Origin of the sequence: Nocardia beijingensis NBRC 16342, assembly GCF_001612785.1 — a bacterium.
GTDB lineage: Bacteria > Actinomycetota > Actinomycetes > Mycobacteriales > Mycobacteriaceae > Nocardia > Nocardia beijingensis.
Map to the genome: position 1 here is coordinate 13967 of NZ_BDBC01000045.1, position 13770 is coordinate 27736.

General features: G+C 68.7%; 19 protein-coding genes. 10 read left to right on the forward strand and 9 right to left on the reverse strand.

Translation table 11 applies throughout. The annotated features are described in order from the left end of the window. Positions 1 to 210 precede the first annotated feature (210 nt). The gene (locus NB3_RS23595) at positions 211 to 663 is read left to right on the forward strand and encodes a MaoC family dehydratase (protein ID WP_067807540.1); all 453 of its coding nucleotides are present in this window, start codon (positions 211 to 213) and stop codon (positions 661 to 663) included. A gap of 73 nt (positions 664 to 736) precedes the next feature. On the opposite strand, the gene NB3_RS23600 is transcribed toward NB3_RS23595, so the two are convergent. Beyond that, positions 737 to 2038 (reverse strand): MFS transporter, encoded by a 1302-nt coding sequence (locus tag NB3_RS23600; protein WP_244892044.1) that lies wholly within the window; start codon positions 2036 to 2038, stop codon positions 737 to 739. Between NB3_RS23600 and NB3_RS23605 the strand changes: the two genes are divergently transcribed. The 3 genes from NB3_RS23605 (at position 2037) to bfr (ending at position 3408) form a co-directional block, all read left to right on the forward strand. After that, entirely contained in the window at positions 2037 to 2501 is a 465-nt protein-coding gene (locus NB3_RS23605; protein WP_067807545.1) for a winged helix-turn-helix transcriptional regulator, read from the forward strand. The two genes, NB3_RS23600 and NB3_RS23605, sit on opposite strands and share 2 nt — an antisense overlap. A gap of 177 nt (positions 2502 to 2678) precedes the next feature. Beyond that, positions 2679 to 2870: a (2Fe-2S)-binding protein gene (locus NB3_RS34460; protein ID WP_084823604.1), complete on the forward strand. Its 192-nt coding sequence runs from the start codon at positions 2679 to 2681 to the stop codon at positions 2868 to 2870. 58 nt (positions 2871 to 2928) lie between these two features. Continuing rightward, positions 2929 to 3408 carry a bacterioferritin gene (gene bfr / locus NB3_RS23610; protein WP_067807548.1) on the forward strand — a complete coding sequence of 160 codons (480 nt, stop codon included), beginning with the start codon at positions 2929 to 2931 and terminating at the stop codon, positions 3406 to 3408. Between the two features lie 139 nt (positions 3409 to 3547). Here the strand turns inward: bfr and NB3_RS23615 are convergent, their stop codons facing one another. Then, the gene (locus NB3_RS23615) at positions 3548 to 4390 is read right to left on the reverse strand and encodes a patatin-like phospholipase family protein (protein ID WP_084823605.1); all 843 of its coding nucleotides are present in this window, start codon (positions 4388 to 4390) and stop codon (positions 3548 to 3550) included. 266 nt (positions 4391 to 4656) lie between these two features. On the opposite strand from NB3_RS23615, the gene NB3_RS34465 reads away from it, so the two are divergent. Then, entirely contained in the window at positions 4657 to 4824 is a 168-nt protein-coding gene (locus tag NB3_RS34465; RefSeq protein ID WP_084823606.1) for a DUF4236 domain-containing protein, read from the forward strand. A gap of 31 nt (positions 4825 to 4855) precedes the next feature. Here NB3_RS34465 and NB3_RS23620 read toward each other — a convergent pair whose 3' ends face one another. After that, complete coding sequence (locus tag NB3_RS23620) at positions 4856 to 5182, reverse strand: hypothetical protein (protein WP_067807551.1); 327 nt, start codon at positions 5180 to 5182, stop codon at positions 4856 to 4858. Positions 5183 to 5475: 293 nt separating this feature from the next. Then, positions 5476 to 5961 (reverse strand): DUF4383 domain-containing protein, encoded by a 486-nt coding sequence (locus NB3_RS23625; protein WP_067807554.1) that lies wholly within the window; start codon positions 5959 to 5961, stop codon positions 5476 to 5478. Positions 5962 to 6877: 916 nt separating this feature from the next. On the opposite strand from NB3_RS23625, the gene NB3_RS35260 reads away from it, so the two are divergent. Then, positions 6878 to 7054, forward strand: a complete 177-nt coding sequence (locus NB3_RS35260; protein WP_157111977.1) for a hypothetical protein — start codon at positions 6878 to 6880, stop codon at positions 7052 to 7054. Positions 7055 to 7167: 113 nt separating this feature from the next. On the opposite strand, the gene NB3_RS23630 is transcribed toward NB3_RS35260, so the two are convergent. Continuing rightward, positions 7168 to 7473, reverse strand: coding sequence for a hypothetical protein (locus NB3_RS23630; RefSeq protein ID WP_040871783.1), 306 nt, complete (start codon positions 7471 to 7473; stop codon positions 7168 to 7170). A 105-nt stretch (positions 7474 to 7578) separates the two neighbouring features. Next, positions 7579 to 8142 (reverse strand): HdeD family acid-resistance protein, encoded by a 564-nt coding sequence (locus NB3_RS23635; RefSeq protein ID WP_067807558.1) that lies wholly within the window; start codon positions 8140 to 8142, stop codon positions 7579 to 7581. 213 nt (positions 8143 to 8355) lie between these two features. Between NB3_RS23635 and NB3_RS23640 the strand changes: the two genes are divergently transcribed. Continuing rightward, the gene (locus tag NB3_RS23640) at positions 8356 to 9342 is read left to right on the forward strand and encodes a glycosyltransferase family 9 protein (RefSeq protein WP_067807561.1); all 987 of its coding nucleotides are present in this window, start codon (positions 8356 to 8358) and stop codon (positions 9340 to 9342) included. Between the two features lie 58 nt (positions 9343 to 9400). Here NB3_RS23640 and NB3_RS23645 read toward each other — a convergent pair whose 3' ends face one another. Further along, positions 9401 to 9721, reverse strand: coding sequence for an ArsR/SmtB family transcription factor (locus NB3_RS23645; RefSeq protein WP_067807564.1), 321 nt, complete (start codon positions 9719 to 9721; stop codon positions 9401 to 9403). 183 nt (positions 9722 to 9904) lie between these two features. Here NB3_RS23645 and NB3_RS23650 point away from each other — a divergent pair, with 183 nt between their 5' ends. Continuing rightward, positions 9905 to 10618, forward strand: a complete 714-nt coding sequence (locus NB3_RS23650) for a M23 family metallopeptidase (RefSeq protein WP_067807567.1) — start codon at positions 9905 to 9907, stop codon at positions 10616 to 10618. A 338-nt stretch (positions 10619 to 10956) separates the two neighbouring features. Next, on the forward strand, positions 10957 to 12015 hold the full coding sequence (locus NB3_RS23655) for a hypothetical protein (RefSeq protein ID WP_084823607.1): 1059 nt from the start codon (positions 10957 to 10959) through the stop codon (positions 12013 to 12015). Here the strand turns inward: NB3_RS23655 and NB3_RS23660 are convergent. Continuing rightward, positions 11987 to 12307: a hypothetical protein gene (locus NB3_RS23660; RefSeq protein WP_067807572.1), complete on the reverse strand. Its 321-nt coding sequence runs from the start codon at positions 12305 to 12307 to the stop codon at positions 11987 to 11989. The two genes, NB3_RS23655 and NB3_RS23660, sit on opposite strands and share 29 nt — an antisense overlap. A 243-nt stretch (positions 12308 to 12550) precedes the next feature. Here NB3_RS23660 and NB3_RS23665 point away from each other — a divergent pair, with 243 nt between their 5' ends. Then, positions 12551 to 12886, forward strand: coding sequence for an RNA polymerase-binding protein RbpA (locus tag NB3_RS23665; RefSeq protein WP_039801823.1), 336 nt, complete (start codon positions 12551 to 12553; stop codon positions 12884 to 12886). A 75-nt stretch (positions 12887 to 12961) separates the two neighbouring features. On the opposite strand, the gene NB3_RS23670 is transcribed toward NB3_RS23665, so the two are convergent. Next, positions 12962 to 13744, reverse strand: a complete 783-nt coding sequence (locus tag NB3_RS23670; RefSeq protein WP_067807812.1) for an ABC transporter permease — start codon at positions 13742 to 13744, stop codon at positions 12962 to 12964. Between the last annotated feature and the right edge of the window lie 26 nt (positions 13745 to 13770).

Here is a 13770-nt window from a genome sequence, read left to right on the forward strand (position 1 = left end):
CTCGCGCGGCCGACCACGGCCGCTACGGGACAGTAATCTAACCGGACACGCATGTCCGGTGGTGCCCGGATGTGTAGCACAGGTCACAGTTCATGCGGAGGTGGTCCTGAGCTTCCCGCGGTCGAGCAGGCGGCGGAGGAAAGACCAGCTGCGGTAACGCGTTCGCGCGCGGGCTATCGTGCACACGTCGCCCGCAGGAAGGATTCCGCCATGACCGAGTTCCGCGATTTCGACGCCCTGCGCGCCGCGGTGGGCACGGTGCTCGGGCCCGGTGAGTGGCTCGAGATCGATCAGCGGCGCATCGACCGGTTCGCCGAGGCGACCGGCGATCACCAGTGGATCCACGTGGACGCCGAGCGCGCCGCGGACGGCCCGTACGGCGCCACCATCGCGCACGGGTTCCTCACCCTCGCTCTACTCGCCCCGATCAGCCAGCAGCTGACGTCGGTGACCTCGGCCAGGATGGCGATCAACTACGGCTTGAACAAGGTCCGCTTCATCAGCCCGGTCCGCGTCGGCAGCCGGGTGCGCGGCACCGTCACCATCACCGCGGTCACCGATGTGCCCGGCGGGGTGCAGGTCGAGCGCACCGTGACGATCACCGCCGAAGGCGCGGACAAGCCGGCGTGCGTCGCCGAGCACGTGGTCCGGTACTTGAACTGACCGACAGATGCGGGCATCCCTCCGAGCGGAGTCGACCATTCGACCCGCGGCGCGTGAAGCCCGTCCAGCGTGGTCAGTCCATTGCCGCCCGCACCTGGTGCGAGCCCGGCTTCCCGGATCGGATGGTGGCGCGCTCGAGAGGTGGTCGCCCGCCGAACGCCCAGACCGTCAGCGCGCAACACGCGAACCCGGCGCCGAGCAGACAGGAGCCAACCCAGCCGCCGGCAGCGCAGATGGCGGTGGTCGCCGCCGCGCCGACGGCGGAGCCGAACGAGTAGAAAACCATGTATCCGCCGATCACGCCGCTGACGCGGTCGGGATGCGCTGCGGTGAGCAGGTTCTGGTTGCTGACATGCACGGCTTGGACCGCGAAGTCGAGAACCACGATGCCGATGACGAGCAGCCACAGTGATCTCGGGAGCTGGGCGATCGCCGACCACGACAGGATGAGCAGGGTGAGCGCGAGCCCGGTGACCGGCGCCGCGCGTCCCCCGTCGGCCCACCGGCCCGCACGGGCCGCGCCGAGTGCGCCGGCGAGCCCGGCGAGGCCGAACAGTCCGATCCGGCTCTCGCTCAGCTGCCACGGCGCGCCCGCCAGGACGAGGGACAGCCCGTTCCACAGGGTCGCGAACGAGGCGAACAGGAAGAACGCGATGAGCCCGCGGGTCAGGAAGAGGCGCTGCCCGAACAGGCCGCCGAGCGCGACGAGGGCCCGCCGATACGCTGCGGGCCGGCCGCGTCGTTGCTCCGGCGGCAGGACGAGCAGCACCGCGGCCGCGAGCCAGAGGGCCAGGAACGCGCAGACCGCATACGCACCGCGCCACCCCCACATCTGCGCGACCATGCCGGTGACGATCCGGGCACCCAGGATGCCGATCATGACGCCCGAGGTCACCACCCCGATGTTGCGGCCGCGTTCGGCGGGCGGCGACACCGATGCCGCGTAGGCCACCGTGGTCTGCACCACGACCGCGAACATTCCGGTCGCCGCGAGCCCGGCGAACGCCACCCATGCGGCCGGCGCCGAGGCCGTCAGGATCATGCCCACCGCGGTGAGCGCCAAGTGCGCGGCGATGAGCCTGCGCCTGTCGGCCACCACATCGCCGAGCGGCACCAGCAGCACCAGCCCCACCAGATAGCCGACTTGAGCGGCGGCGACGATCCATCCGGCGCGTTCCGCCGGCACGCCGAGATCGCGTCCCATCGGCTCCAGAATCGGCTGTGCCGCATAGATGCTCGCCACCGCGACACCGCACACCACCGCCAGCAGCAGCCGCCGCCACCCGTTCATCACTCTCCCAATCAGTAGCAGATTGCAACCAATTGGACGGTACGACATAATGGTTTCACTCTGCAACTCATTGGGAGGTGTCATGCCGCGCACCGCCATGCGCGCAACAGACCGGGACTGGACCGACCCGGACTGCCCGGTCGCCCGCACCCTCGACCTGGTCGGCGACAGGTGGAGTCTTCTCGTCATCCGCGACGCGATGGACGGGGCACGATCGTTCACCGAGTTCCAGCGGCGCACCGGCATCGCCCGCAATATCCTCACCGACCGGCTGCGCAAGCTCACCGCTCACGGGCTGCTCGAGCAGCTCACCGCCCCGTCGGGTCGCCGTCAGGAGTACGTACTCACCGAAGCGGGCCGCGACCTCTTCCCGGTCGTCCTCACCCTGCGGCAGTGGGGCGAGCGCCACGCCTTCGCCCCCGGCGAGCCCCATTCCATCCTTGTCGACGAACACGGCACCCGCGTCCCGGAAATCGCTCCGACCAGCGCCGACGGAATCATCCTCGGCACCGGCAACACCCGGGTGCAGAAGACCCGCGAATCCTAGGTGGGGCTGTCGCGATACGGCGGTACGTACGCAGCCGAGGCAGCTGACCGCGCGTCGGCTTGCCCACTCGCGCAGGCGGGCTTCACACCGCTGGACCGAGCTGCTATACATTAGGGGAGGCTTACCTCGTTAGTCGAGGCTAACCTCAATGATAGAGCGACCTGGCTGTGAGGCTTCATGTATGTCTGCATTTGTAACGCGGTGTCCGAAAGTGACGTGCACACCTGCGTTTCGGCGGGCGCCGAGAGCATCCGTCAGGTGAAGAACGCCTGCGGTTGGAAGCCCGGCTGCGGCAGCTGTACGGCGCGGCTGGCCGAGGCGATCGGCCGCGCACGGGCCTCCGCGGGAGCGCAGCCATCGGCCGCCTGAGCCGACACACCAGGCGGTCTGCCCGCCGCTGCGCGCATTTTGTGCCACGATCGCTGCTATGGACGGCGACAAGGACATCGTTGCGCTGCTCAACGAGCAGCTGACGGCCGAACTCACGGCGATCAACCAGTACTTCCTGCACGCCAAGATGCAGGAGAACTGGGGCTTTACCAAGCTGGCGCGACACACTCGGCACGAGTCCATCGATGAGATGAAACATGCCGAGCTGCTCACCGACCGGATCCTCTTCCTGGAGGGCCTGCCGAACTACCAGAAGCTCAACCCACTGCGCATCGGGCAGTCCGTGCCCGAGCAACTGCGGGCCGACCTGCAGATCGAGTTGGAAGCGGTCGAACGGCTCCGCCGTGGCATCGAGTTGATGCGTTCGCGTGGCGACGTGACCTCCGCTCGCATCTTCGAGCACATCCTGGAGGACGAGGAGCAGCACGTCGACTACTTGGAAACCGAACTCGATCTGGTGGAGAAGCTGGGCGAGCCGCTGTATCTGCAGCGCTTCACCGAGACTCCGGACGACTGATCCTCTTCTTCCCGGTCCGCTCGAAGCGGCCGACCGGCGATACGCCCCGCGCTCCCTACACCGGGCGTATCGCCCGGCCGGTCGTCGCCGGTGTTCGGCGAGGCGTACCGCCGTTTCGGTGGTGAGCCCTCAGGCCCGCTCAGCCGTTCGGCCAGACATCCTTCAGGCACGACGCCGCCTCGGCCGCTTGGCGCACGCCCGCCGCATGGGCGGGAACCAGCGCCGCCGGGTTGAACACGTCGAGTCCGATCGCAGTGACGGCTTCGTCGTCGGGGATTATGGAAATCTCTGTGGCGGAGCCCAATCGGCGATCGCTGGGAATGCGCGGGAACATGTGTGCCAGCGGTTCGAGGATCACCACGACGTCCGCGCCGGCGGCCAGGTCCGCGTTGACCGGTGAGCGCAAGCCGCCGTCGATGTAGTGGCGACCGTCGATCGGAATCGGCGGGAAGACTCCCGGCACCGCCGTGCTCGACGCCAGCGCCGCGGGCAACGACGCCGCGCCATCCTTGGTCCATGCCCGCAATTCGCCGGTGGTGATGTCGATCGCGGTGACGACGAGATCGCGCGCAGGCCAGCGTGTTACACCGGCCAGCCCACCGATGCGCGCGATGTGCTCGTCCGGATCGCCGACCTGCGCGGCCAGCGCCAGTTCCCCGGCCCGGCGGCGTGCCTGGGCCGGGTCCTGTCCCGGAGCACGCAGTACGGCGAATATCTCCGCCATGCGCGCCGGATCCGCCCGCGCCGGCGACGCGGGCGTGGACGGCGGCCGCAGCAATCGCGCCGGATCACCGCCATCGGCCAGGACCGCGCCGACCACCGCCCCGGCCGAGGTTCCCACGAATCGGTCGGCCAGCGCCAGGTCGATGCCGTTGTCCCGCAGCCCGATCGCCAATCCGGCCATCCACGAGATACCGACCGGACCACCTCCACCCAGCACGAGCGCTATCGACACACTGTTGGGAACCACCGAGTCCGACATGCCGCCAGCGTATCCGCACCGGCCCTGACCGTCCGCTGCTCGCCGAGCCGACTCGACGACCGGCTCCACAGCCCTCGTCAACCACCTCGTGCCGCAACTGTTCCACGGCTACCCGAATGGATACACGCGGTTGGGTCGCAGTGCCTGCCCGGCGGTCTCGAGGGCATGGATTCGATCGCGACGCTGACCAAGGGATGCCCCGACCAGCGAAAACCCTGTGGGATAACCGAATCCGTTACCCTGGGGTCGAGGCAGGGAGGCTGGTCATGCCCATCAGATATCGTCAGCGCAAATCGTTCGGACCGCTGAAGCTCAACTTCACCCAGGCGGGGCTGTCGTCGTGGAGTATCAAAATCGGCCCCTGGTCGTGGAACTCCCGAACCAAGAAGAACAGTGTGGACCTGCCGGGTCCGCTGGGCTGGCGTCAGCGCTGAACTGCGCCGGACTCGGTCCGGCGAAACCGGTTCAGGCCCAGATCCGTGACAGCGCCGAACGGGAATACGTCTGCTGGGGCGTCACGGTGATCAGGTCGCAGACCTCGACCAGTTGCGCCGGAACCACATTGCCGAAGTGGTGCAGACCGGGAGCGATCACGGCGTCGACGCCGAAGGTGCGGACGACGTCGACGAGGCGTTCCACCGGCGCGTCGGTACCGGCGCCGAAGGTCACCGTTTTGCACAGCTCGTAGCCCAGTCGCTTGGCCAAACTCCGCATCTGCGCTTCGTCCCAATCCTGGGACACACCCGAGACGTCTTTGCGGAGATATCCCAGCGCGGGTGGTTTGGCCCTCATCGGTGCTCCCTTGCCGCGATCGTTGCCGAAGTAGTCGAAAGCGCCTGCACTCCTACAGCTCACGCGGTGTCGGCGCGGAGTGCAGGCTGAGCAAGTTATTGACATCATATGTTGTCAACAGCAGTCGATGTCAACATGTTCGGCGTTCGGCGGACCAGCTTTCCGGCACCACCCGGATCGAGCGTACCGCCGAGGAACCCGGCGGTACCGGTGCAGCCATTCGGCTAGGAGACTCGTTGAACTCCAGCAACATTCGGTAATTACTGCCCGGACCGCCCGGTATGGGACGTCAGCTACTCCAGGATTCCGGTCTGCCTTCCCGCTCCTGGCGCCTGGGTCACGGGCCGGCGCGCCAAGACCACGCCGAGGGCGATCATGCCCGCGCCGAGCACGAAGTGCAGCCAGTTGTCGGCCGTATCGAGCGGCACGAAGTTCGCGTCGCTGTCGGGGTTCACGACCAGTCCGTACAGCCACAGCACGAGATAGAGCACGCCACCGCCGACGAGGAACGCGCGCGCCGACGCGGCGGTGCGGGCGGCCAGCACTCCGGCGATGCCGAAAGCCAGGTGGACCACGTTGTGCAGCACCGACACACTGAACAGACCGAGCAACTGGGCCTGGGAGTGATGCCCCGCCCACTCGAGTTCGCCGTAGTCGGTCGTAATTCCTGGAATGAACCCCAGGATTCCGACCAGCAGGAACGTCGCTCCGACCGCCATGGCGGCGACCTGGAGCGGAGACCGCCGATCCGTAGTCGCGCCGGATGTGGAATTGGACATCGCCGAACCAGCCCTTTCGCTGTGGGTTGACCTCCGTCCCCACCGTGCTACCCGGGCGAAAACGAGGCAAACAGCGAGCCCTCGGGCCATTGTGCGCGACGAACGTGTGGGACCACCGAGACGCCACCCACACACGTGCGGTCACGGCGTGACCGTGATCCCCATCTCTTCTGATCGCCGCACCGGACCCCGTGTCACCGGAGTCGGCGATGTTCGCGCAGGTACACCGGCCGCCGCGGGATCAAAGGCGGGTTTCGGACAAAGCCGGGACGCCTCGGCCCACCGCCGAGGACTCGCGCGCGCCATCCGGTCGGTGAATACTGTCAGCGACTCGAAAACAACTGTCCGCCTTGGTAAGCCGACGCAGTCTGTCAACCGGATGGTGATGCCAGGGAGGCAAGGCCATGTTGGTCTGGTGTGTTGTGACGATGATCGTGGTCGTTCTACTGGGCGCAGCCGCGTCGGCGATGGCATGGGATCCGCGGGGGCGCCGCCGCTCGGCTGCCGCCCCGCCGGTTCCGGAAACGGCGATCTCGGAATCCACCGCGGTGAACCCGAGCGACTGGCCGCGCACACAGGACACCCGGCGTCCGGCCCGCACGATGGAAACGAGTTCACGCGCGCGGTAGCGCGATCCCCGGCACCACAGGCGTATCCGCAGATCATCACTCCCACTTTCCGATCACACTGATCCAGTTCATTGCCGTCGGTCCATGTTCCACGGCATCGTTGTCCGGAGTGGGCAGGCGGTTGCTCGCACCGCGAGCGCGCACGGCGCAGCCGCAGCGGGCGCTGGTCAGCGGGCTGGCACACGAGGCCGTCGTCGGACGGCAGACGGTGCGCACCCTCGGCATCGGCGATCGGCAGATGAGCGTTTCGCGGCGGCCGCCCCGCCTCCCGCGCGGCGAACCGGCGCATGGGCGACGCCGAGACCGCCGATCGGGTGCTGCTGTTCCACGAGGGCCGAATCGTCGAGGACGGCAGCCACATCGAGCTGCTGCGGCGCGGCGGGCGCTACGCCCGGCTGCACGCGGTGTGGGCGCGCGACACCGTGGCGGCATCGGAACCGATTCCCACCGACGTCGGCGGGTGAGATGGGCGGCGCGGCGAGGCGAACACGGAAACGGCCGAGGCGGTCGCGCACCACCCCGACGAAATTCGTGCGATGGGTGACGCGACGCCTCGGCCGTGATCGCTACGGTCGGCTCAGCTGACCGAGACGCTGCCGCCCTTGGGCAGATAGCCGATCTTCTCCACGGGCAGTTCGCCGACCACCGAACCGGTGCAGTCCCGTCCGGAGTACAGCGTGACGGCACGATCGGTGCTGTTGACGACGGTGATCTGGAACGTGGTGTAGAAGGTACCGTCGGTGTTCAAGCAGCCCACCGGGTCCGCGTGCAGTTCGCCGTTGATGGACAGCGTGCCGACCGCGGCCTGCGCCGTCCCCGCCGACAGCATGGCCGCAGCCCCGGCCAGGGCCAGCGCACCGACAAACCCAGCAGTACGAATCATTCGTGCCTCCAGTTCTTTTCGATGTCGACCAACCCCGAAGCCGACGTCTGGTGAAAATGCGCCTGTGATTCTGTCACGAGTTCCAGCCGGAGGGAACCGTGCTGGTCAGGCGACCTCCCTGCGCACACCGAACGCCACGATGATCTCCATGATGCCGACGATGATCAGCCATATTCCGGCCAGGAGGGCCAACGTGGCCACCGACCGCACCGGCCAGACGATCAGCACGACACCGGCGACCGCGGTCACGAGACCGAAAAGCACCTGCCACCAGCGCCCTGGCAGTTCCGGCTCGGAGATCGCGGCCACCAGCAGCGCGATCCCGCGGAACAGCCAGCCGATGCCGATCCACAACCCGAGCAGCAGCAAGGAGGCGAGTTCGTCGCGGAAGCAGAAGACGCCGACCACGATGGACAGCACGCCGATGATGAACGACAGCACTCGCAGGCCGGTGCCGACCGGCGCGCCGAAGGCCGCGAGCAGCTGCAGGAAGCCGGTCACCACCAGATAGACCCCGAAGATGATGCCCGCCGCCGCCAGAGTGATATCGGGCCAGACCAGGATGAGGATGCCGAGGATCACCGCGAGGACGCCGGTGAGCAGGATGGTTTGCCACGCACGGCGGGCAAGAGACTTCAGGGGACCCTCTACCACGCTGTTTGTCGTCATTCCCCGATGCTATAGCCGCTGCGCATATGTTCTCTGCATATTTGCTATGCAGGAGGCGTCCGGGTTGCCCGGTCGGCGTCACGACGTTGTCCCGCGTTCACGTTTCGCCATTCGACCGGCCGGGTAGTTAGTCCATAGTGACTCTTCGTCGGCGCCCCTGGGCTGAACGGGTGGGTCGGGGTTCGGTGAGGCTCGGGTGGCTAGGAGAAGAGGGTGGCGGTTCTGCTCGTGTTGCAGTCGCGTGGGCTGGGTGATCTACTCACCGCGATCCCGGCTCTTCGCGCGCTGCGCCGGGCCAGACCGCACGATCGCATCGTCCTGGCGGCGCCGCTGCGCCTCAAGCCGATCGTCGATCTGATCGCCTCGGTCGACACTCTGCTGCCCACCCCCGATCCGGGCAGCCTCCGCTGGGACGCGCCCGCGCCCGAGTTGGCGGTCAACCTGCACGGCGCGGGCACCGAAAGCATCGTCGCCCTGTCCAAGACCGGGGCCGAGCGCATACTCACCTTCCGCAATCCCGCGTTTCCCGAGTTGTCCGGCCCGGAGTGGGATCCGGACACCCACCAGGTGGACCGCTGGTGTCACCTGCTGGAGTACGACGGCATCGGCGCCGATCGCCGCAACCTGGGATTGGTTCCGCCGGTCTCGACGACCAGCCGCCGCGACTGCGTGGTCGTGCACGTCGGCGCGGGAGCGCCGGCGCGCCGCTGGCCGCCCGACCGGTTCGCCGCCGTGGTCCGGCACCTGCTCGCCCTCGGGCGAGAGGTGGTGCTCACCGGCGACGAATACGAACGCCAACTCGCGCTCGGCATCGCCGCACGAGCGGGCCTGCCCGTCGGCCGGGTGCTCGCCGGACAGCAGACCCTCATCGAGCTGGCCGCCACCGTCGCCGAGGCCGCGCTCGTGATCTGCGGAGACACCGGCGTGGCCCACCTGGCCACGGCGTTCGGCACCCGGACCGTCCTGCTGTTCGGCCCAACGCCGCCACGGTGGGCGGGTCCACCCGCGCACCTGCTCGGCCGGCATGCCGTGCTGTGGACCGGCCAGATCGGCGACGCGGACGCCGACACCCCCGACCCGGGCCTGCTGCAGATCGGCGTCACCGAGGTGATCAACGCCGTCGACAAACAGCTGAGCAAGCGCAATTGGCCCAGCACGGGGGCCGACCGCCGCAAGACGGCATATCGGCGGGTGGGATGACCGCACTTCACGCCGCCGCCACGGCAGGCCGAGGGGCCGGTGCGGCCTACAGCCGCGGTCAAGCGTTCGCCGTCGCGGCGGTCTTCAGCGCGGCGGAATAGGCGGCGATCGCGCTCGGCCAGAACTGTTCGAGGTAGTCGCGGGCATCGGCGAGGCCACGCGGGTCGAGGGAATACAACCGGCGATTGCCATCCGGCCGCATCATCACCAATCGCGCCTCGCGCAGCACACGCAGATGCTGCGAAACCGCCGAACTGGTCACGCCGAGTTCCTGGGCGAGTTCGCCGACCGAGCGCGCGGCCTGCGGAAGGGCCTCGAAGATCGCGCGGCGGGTCGGGTCCGCCAGCGCCGCGATGGCACGAACTCCATTAGTCGCCACTCACACAGTGTGGGCATCCGGCATTCCGACGGTCAACCGCGGGCGTCGCGTCGTCCTCCCAGCTCGGATGGGAATCTGAGCGTTTTCGTTACCTCCCCGTGATCGTCGAGCTGGGCTTTTCCCGCGCGGTGATGGTTGCCACAGGATTGCGGACGCCCACGGCGGCTGCCGTACGTTCGACGCATGCCCGTGACCTTTCCGTTACCGATCCGTCGCGCCGGGACGCGGTTGCGCCGCGACGGCGTCGCCGCCCGCGTCGTCGCCGCCTCCGCGGTCGTCACCGCATCGTTCGGCCTCCTCGCCGCGGCGCAGCAGGACGAGGACACCGACTCCGCCCGCCTCGTGGCGGGGAAGATCGCCTCTGGCGAGATCCGTCCCGCCGAGGGCATGGCTCGATTCGCCGTCTTCACCCCGCCGCAGAGCCCGGCTCCGCAGGCCGCCCCTGCGCCCGCGCCCTGGGACCTGAACCGCATCGCGCAGGACTTCACCCGCCCCCAGACCGTCCGGCCCGCCGCGGGCGTACTCACCTCGAATTTCGGCATGCGCTGGGGCGCGATGCACGCCGGCCTCGATTTCGGCGACCCGCTCGGAGCGCCGATCGCCGCCGTCACCGACGGCGTCGTGATCGAGGCCGGTCCCGCCTCTGGCTTCGGCCTGTGGGTGCGCGTGCAACAGGACGACGGCACCGTCGGCGTCTACGGCCACGTGAACGACATCCTCGCCACCGTCGGCCAGCCGGTCCGCGCGGGCGACGTCATCGCCACGGTGGGCAACCGCGGCTATTCCACCGGTCCCCACCTGCACTACGAGGTCCATCTGGCCGACGGCACGCCGATCGATCCGCGCCCCTGGCTCGCCGGACGCGGCATCGACGTCGGGTACGCCCAGGAAGACTGACCCCGATCCGGCTCGCGGGACATGAGGGCTCGCGAACGAACCCGGCGACAGCGCCGTCGCCCGCTCCGGGCCGCGAATGCAACGACGCGTTCGCGGCCCGCTTCGTCCGCCTGATCGGCGCGGACATACCGAGCGCGACGGCCCGCGATCTCGCCGCGGGATCGAATCCCAATGAGTCACCGGCGGGCCAGCTGCGACGGCGCGCCAGGGCGCAGCCGTATGCGACGGCATGTGGGTCGCCGGTACCGTCCACGGGTGGTCCCCGATACCGGGGTACTAGACGCGAATAGCGCCCCGGCGGGACGCCGACCAGGGTCCGCGATTTCTACTTTCGGTCCATGTCCACAACACATTTCGTCGCCGCATTCGAAGGCGGGTCGCGTGCGGACACGCGGACGGTGACGCGCGGGCGGCTGCATCGGCCACTGCTCTGCACAGTCACCGCGATGGCCGCGCTCGTCCTGTTCTCCCTCGCGGCGACGCTCGTCGACGACCGCACACTGCTCGGGGAATCCGTCTGGCTCAAGCCGATGAAATTCGGCCTGGCCTTCGCCGTCTACAGCCTCACCCTGGCGTGGCTGTTGTCGTTGCCGCACAGGGGAAGCCGGGTCACTTGGTGGCTGGGCACGGTGTTCGCGGTGACCGGATTCGTCGATGTGGGATTCATCGTGCTGCAAGCCGCACGCGGCACGTTCAGCCACTTCAACACCGAGACCGACCCGGTGAACTCGATCGGGCAGGTGGTCTTCGCCTCCGGCGTGCCGGGCCTGTTCCTGGCCAACCTGCTCATCGTGCTGATCCTGTCCTGGCAGCGATTGGCGGACCGCCCGACCGCGCGCGCCGTCCATGCCGGTCTGGCGCTGGCCGTCGTTGGCATGGCGCTGGGTTATCTGATGGGTTTCACCGGCAAGCAACTCGTCCGCGACAGCGCCGGACGAGTCGTCGAACTGGCCGCGGGGCACACGGTCTCGCCCGGCGCCGGCGATCTCGCCCCGCGGGACGCCATGGGCGCCATGCCGATCACGCACTGGAGCACCATCGGCGGCGACCTGCGCGTTCCGCACTTCGTCGGGCTGCACGGCATCCAGGTCCTGCTGCTGGCGGCCGTCGCACTCGCCCGGCTCGCTCCGCGGTATCGCTGGCTGCGCCCGCAACGCGCTCGCGCGGCCGTCGTCGGCGTCCTTGCGGCGGGCTACGCCGGCCTGCTGGCGCTGGTCTTCTGGCAGGCGATGCGCGGCCAGTCGCTGGTCCATCCCGACCCGGCCACCTGGTACGCCGCCTCCGGACTCACGGCGACCGTCGTCGTACTGCTCGGCGCGGTGTATCTACGCCATCGCGGCGCGACACCCGAGACCACGCCGGAGCCGATCAGCGCAGACGTTCCGCGTCACGGGTGAGCGCGACCAGCGTCTCGCCGAGCGCGGCCAGCTCATCGGGCGTGGCTCCCTCCGCGATGGCGGTGGCGACGTCCTCGGCGGCGCAGCGGGCGGCGAACCAGCGATCGGCCAGGTCGGCGGCCTCGTTGGCGCTGAGCACGACCGCGTCGTCGGGAATTCCCGTTCCCTTCAGACTGTTGCGGTGTTCGTAGGCGCGTTGGCGACAGGACTGGCGGCAGTACCGGCGACGGCGGCCGGCCTCCGATTCCACGATCTCCCGCCCACACCACTGGCAGGACAAGCGGCGCGACATGACGCAGAACACTAATCGCTCACCAACCACGATCCGCTCAGCGACCCCCGGCGAATCACCCGCCGTCGGGCGCGGCGGGTCCGATGCGACGGTGGCACTACAATGGAACGGTTCACCGCGGCCGCGTCGGGAACTATCAGCGCAGGCCCGATCGTTGTACATCAGGTCCGGCGGGTGCTGCGCGCACTCGCGCGGACACGGTCGCAGCGCACGAAGACTCGAGCACACAGGGAGAGGCACACCATGGCAGATCGCGTACTCCGAGGCAGTCGGCTCGGAGCGGTGAGCTACGAGACCGATCGCGACCACGACCTGGCTCCGCGTCGGATCGCCCGGTACCGGACCGACAACGGCGAGGAATTCGACGTCCCCTTCGCCGACGACGCCGAGATCCCGCCGACCTGGCTGTGCCGCAACGGCCAGGAGGGCGTGCTGGTCGAAGGCACCACCCAGGAGACCAAGAAGGTCAAGCCGCCGCGCACGCACTGGGACATGCTGCTGGAACGCCGCAGCAAGGAGGAGCTCGAGGAGCTGCTCAAGGAGCGCTTGGAGCTGCTCAAGACCCGCCGCCGCGCCTGACGGCTCGCGAATACCGAAACGGCCGCCGCATCGTCCGGATGTGGCGGCCGTTCGCTGTGCGCGTGGGCACGCGGGTCAGTGACTGGCCACCTTCCGATACCGCAGCAGCGCCAGCGGCACGGCCACCACGAGGATCGCCACCGAGCAAGCCGCCGCGTACTCGACGCAGTGATCGGCGGCCCAGCCGCTGGGCGGGACGAAGGTGGGCGGGGAGTCGTTGACGAACAACTTGCGTCCCGCCGCCGACACCGCGGTGATCGGATTCCACTCCGCGATCGTGCGCAGCGGGCCGGGCAGGGTCTCGGCGGAGATGAACGCCGAGGAGATGAACGTCAGCGGGAACAGCCAGATCAACCCGGCGCTCTGCGCCACCTCCACGGTCGGCGACAGCAGACCGGTCAACGCGCCCACCCAGGACATCGCGAACGCGAACAGCAGGATCACCGCGAACGCCAGCACGGCGTCGGAGACACTGCCGTGGATGCGCCAGCCCACGATGTACCCGCACCCGACCATCACCGCCAGGCTGAGGATGTTGACCACCAGGTCCGACAGCGTGCGGCCCATCAGCACGGCCAGCCGCGACATCGGCAGCGCCCGCATCCGGTCGATGATGCCCTTCTGCAGGTCCCCGGCCAGGCCGACCGTGGTGAACGCGGCGTTGAACGCCACCGTCTGGGTGAAGATGCCCGCGAGCAGGAATTCCCGGTACTGGCCGCCGCCCAGCGACGCGCCGAAGATGTAGGCGAAAAGGAACACGAACATCAGCGGCTGGATCGTGGCCGTCACCAGCAGCGTCGGCACGCGCAGGATGGTGAGCAGATTGCGGTGCGCCACGATGGCGCTGTCCCGGAACAACCGCAGCCGTGGGGCGATATCGCGGT

Bases quoted from the DNA above. Each gene is read 5' to 3' on its own strand.
- NB3_RS23595 (WP_067807540.1), top strand. From the start codon at position 211: ATGACCGAGTTCCGCGATTTCGACGCCCTGCGCGCCGCGGTGGGCACG.
- NB3_RS23605 (WP_067807545.1), top strand. From the start codon at position 2,037: ATGCCGCGCACCGCCATGCGCGCAACAGACCGGGACTGGACCGACCCG.
- NB3_RS23600 (WP_244892044.1), bottom strand. From the start codon at position 2,038: ATGACACCTCCCAATGAGTTGCAGAGTGAAACCATTATGTCGTACCGT.
- NB3_RS34460 (WP_084823604.1), top strand. From the start codon at position 2,679: ATGTATGTCTGCATTTGTAACGCGGTGTCCGAAAGTGACGTGCACACC.
- bfr (WP_067807548.1), top strand. From the start codon at position 2,929: ATGGACGGCGACAAGGACATCGTTGCGCTGCTCAACGAGCAGCTGACG.
- NB3_RS23615 (WP_084823605.1), bottom strand. From the start codon at position 4,390: ATGTCGGACTCGGTGGTTCCCAACAGTGTGTCGATAGCGCTCGTGCTG.
- NB3_RS34465 (WP_084823606.1), top strand. From the start codon at position 4,657: ATGCCCATCAGATATCGTCAGCGCAAATCGTTCGGACCGCTGAAGCTC.
- NB3_RS23620 (WP_067807551.1), bottom strand. From the start codon at position 5,182: ATGAGGGCCAAACCACCCGCGCTGGGATATCTCCGCAAAGACGTCTCG.
- NB3_RS23625 (WP_067807554.1), bottom strand. From the start codon at position 5,961: ATGTCCAATTCCACATCCGGCGCGACTACGGATCGGCGGTCTCCGCTC.
- NB3_RS35260 (WP_157111977.1), top strand. From the start codon at position 6,878: ATGGGCGACGCCGAGACCGCCGATCGGGTGCTGCTGTTCCACGAGGGC.
- NB3_RS23630 (WP_040871783.1), bottom strand. From the start codon at position 7,473: ATGATTCGTACTGCTGGGTTTGTCGGTGCGCTGGCCCTGGCCGGGGCT.
- NB3_RS23635 (WP_067807558.1), bottom strand. From the start codon at position 8,142: ATGACGACAAACAGCGTGGTAGAGGGTCCCCTGAAGTCTCTTGCCCGC.
- NB3_RS23650 (WP_067807567.1), top strand. From the start codon at position 9,905: ATGCCCGTGACCTTTCCGTTACCGATCCGTCGCGCCGGGACGCGGTTG.
- NB3_RS23655 (WP_084823607.1), top strand. From the start codon at position 10,957: ATGTCCACAACACATTTCGTCGCCGCATTCGAAGGCGGGTCGCGTGCG.
- NB3_RS23660 (WP_067807572.1), bottom strand. From the start codon at position 12,307: ATGTCGCGCCGCTTGTCCTGCCAGTGGTGTGGGCGGGAGATCGTGGAA.
- NB3_RS23665 (WP_039801823.1), top strand. From the start codon at position 12,551: ATGGCAGATCGCGTACTCCGAGGCAGTCGGCTCGGAGCGGTGAGCTAC.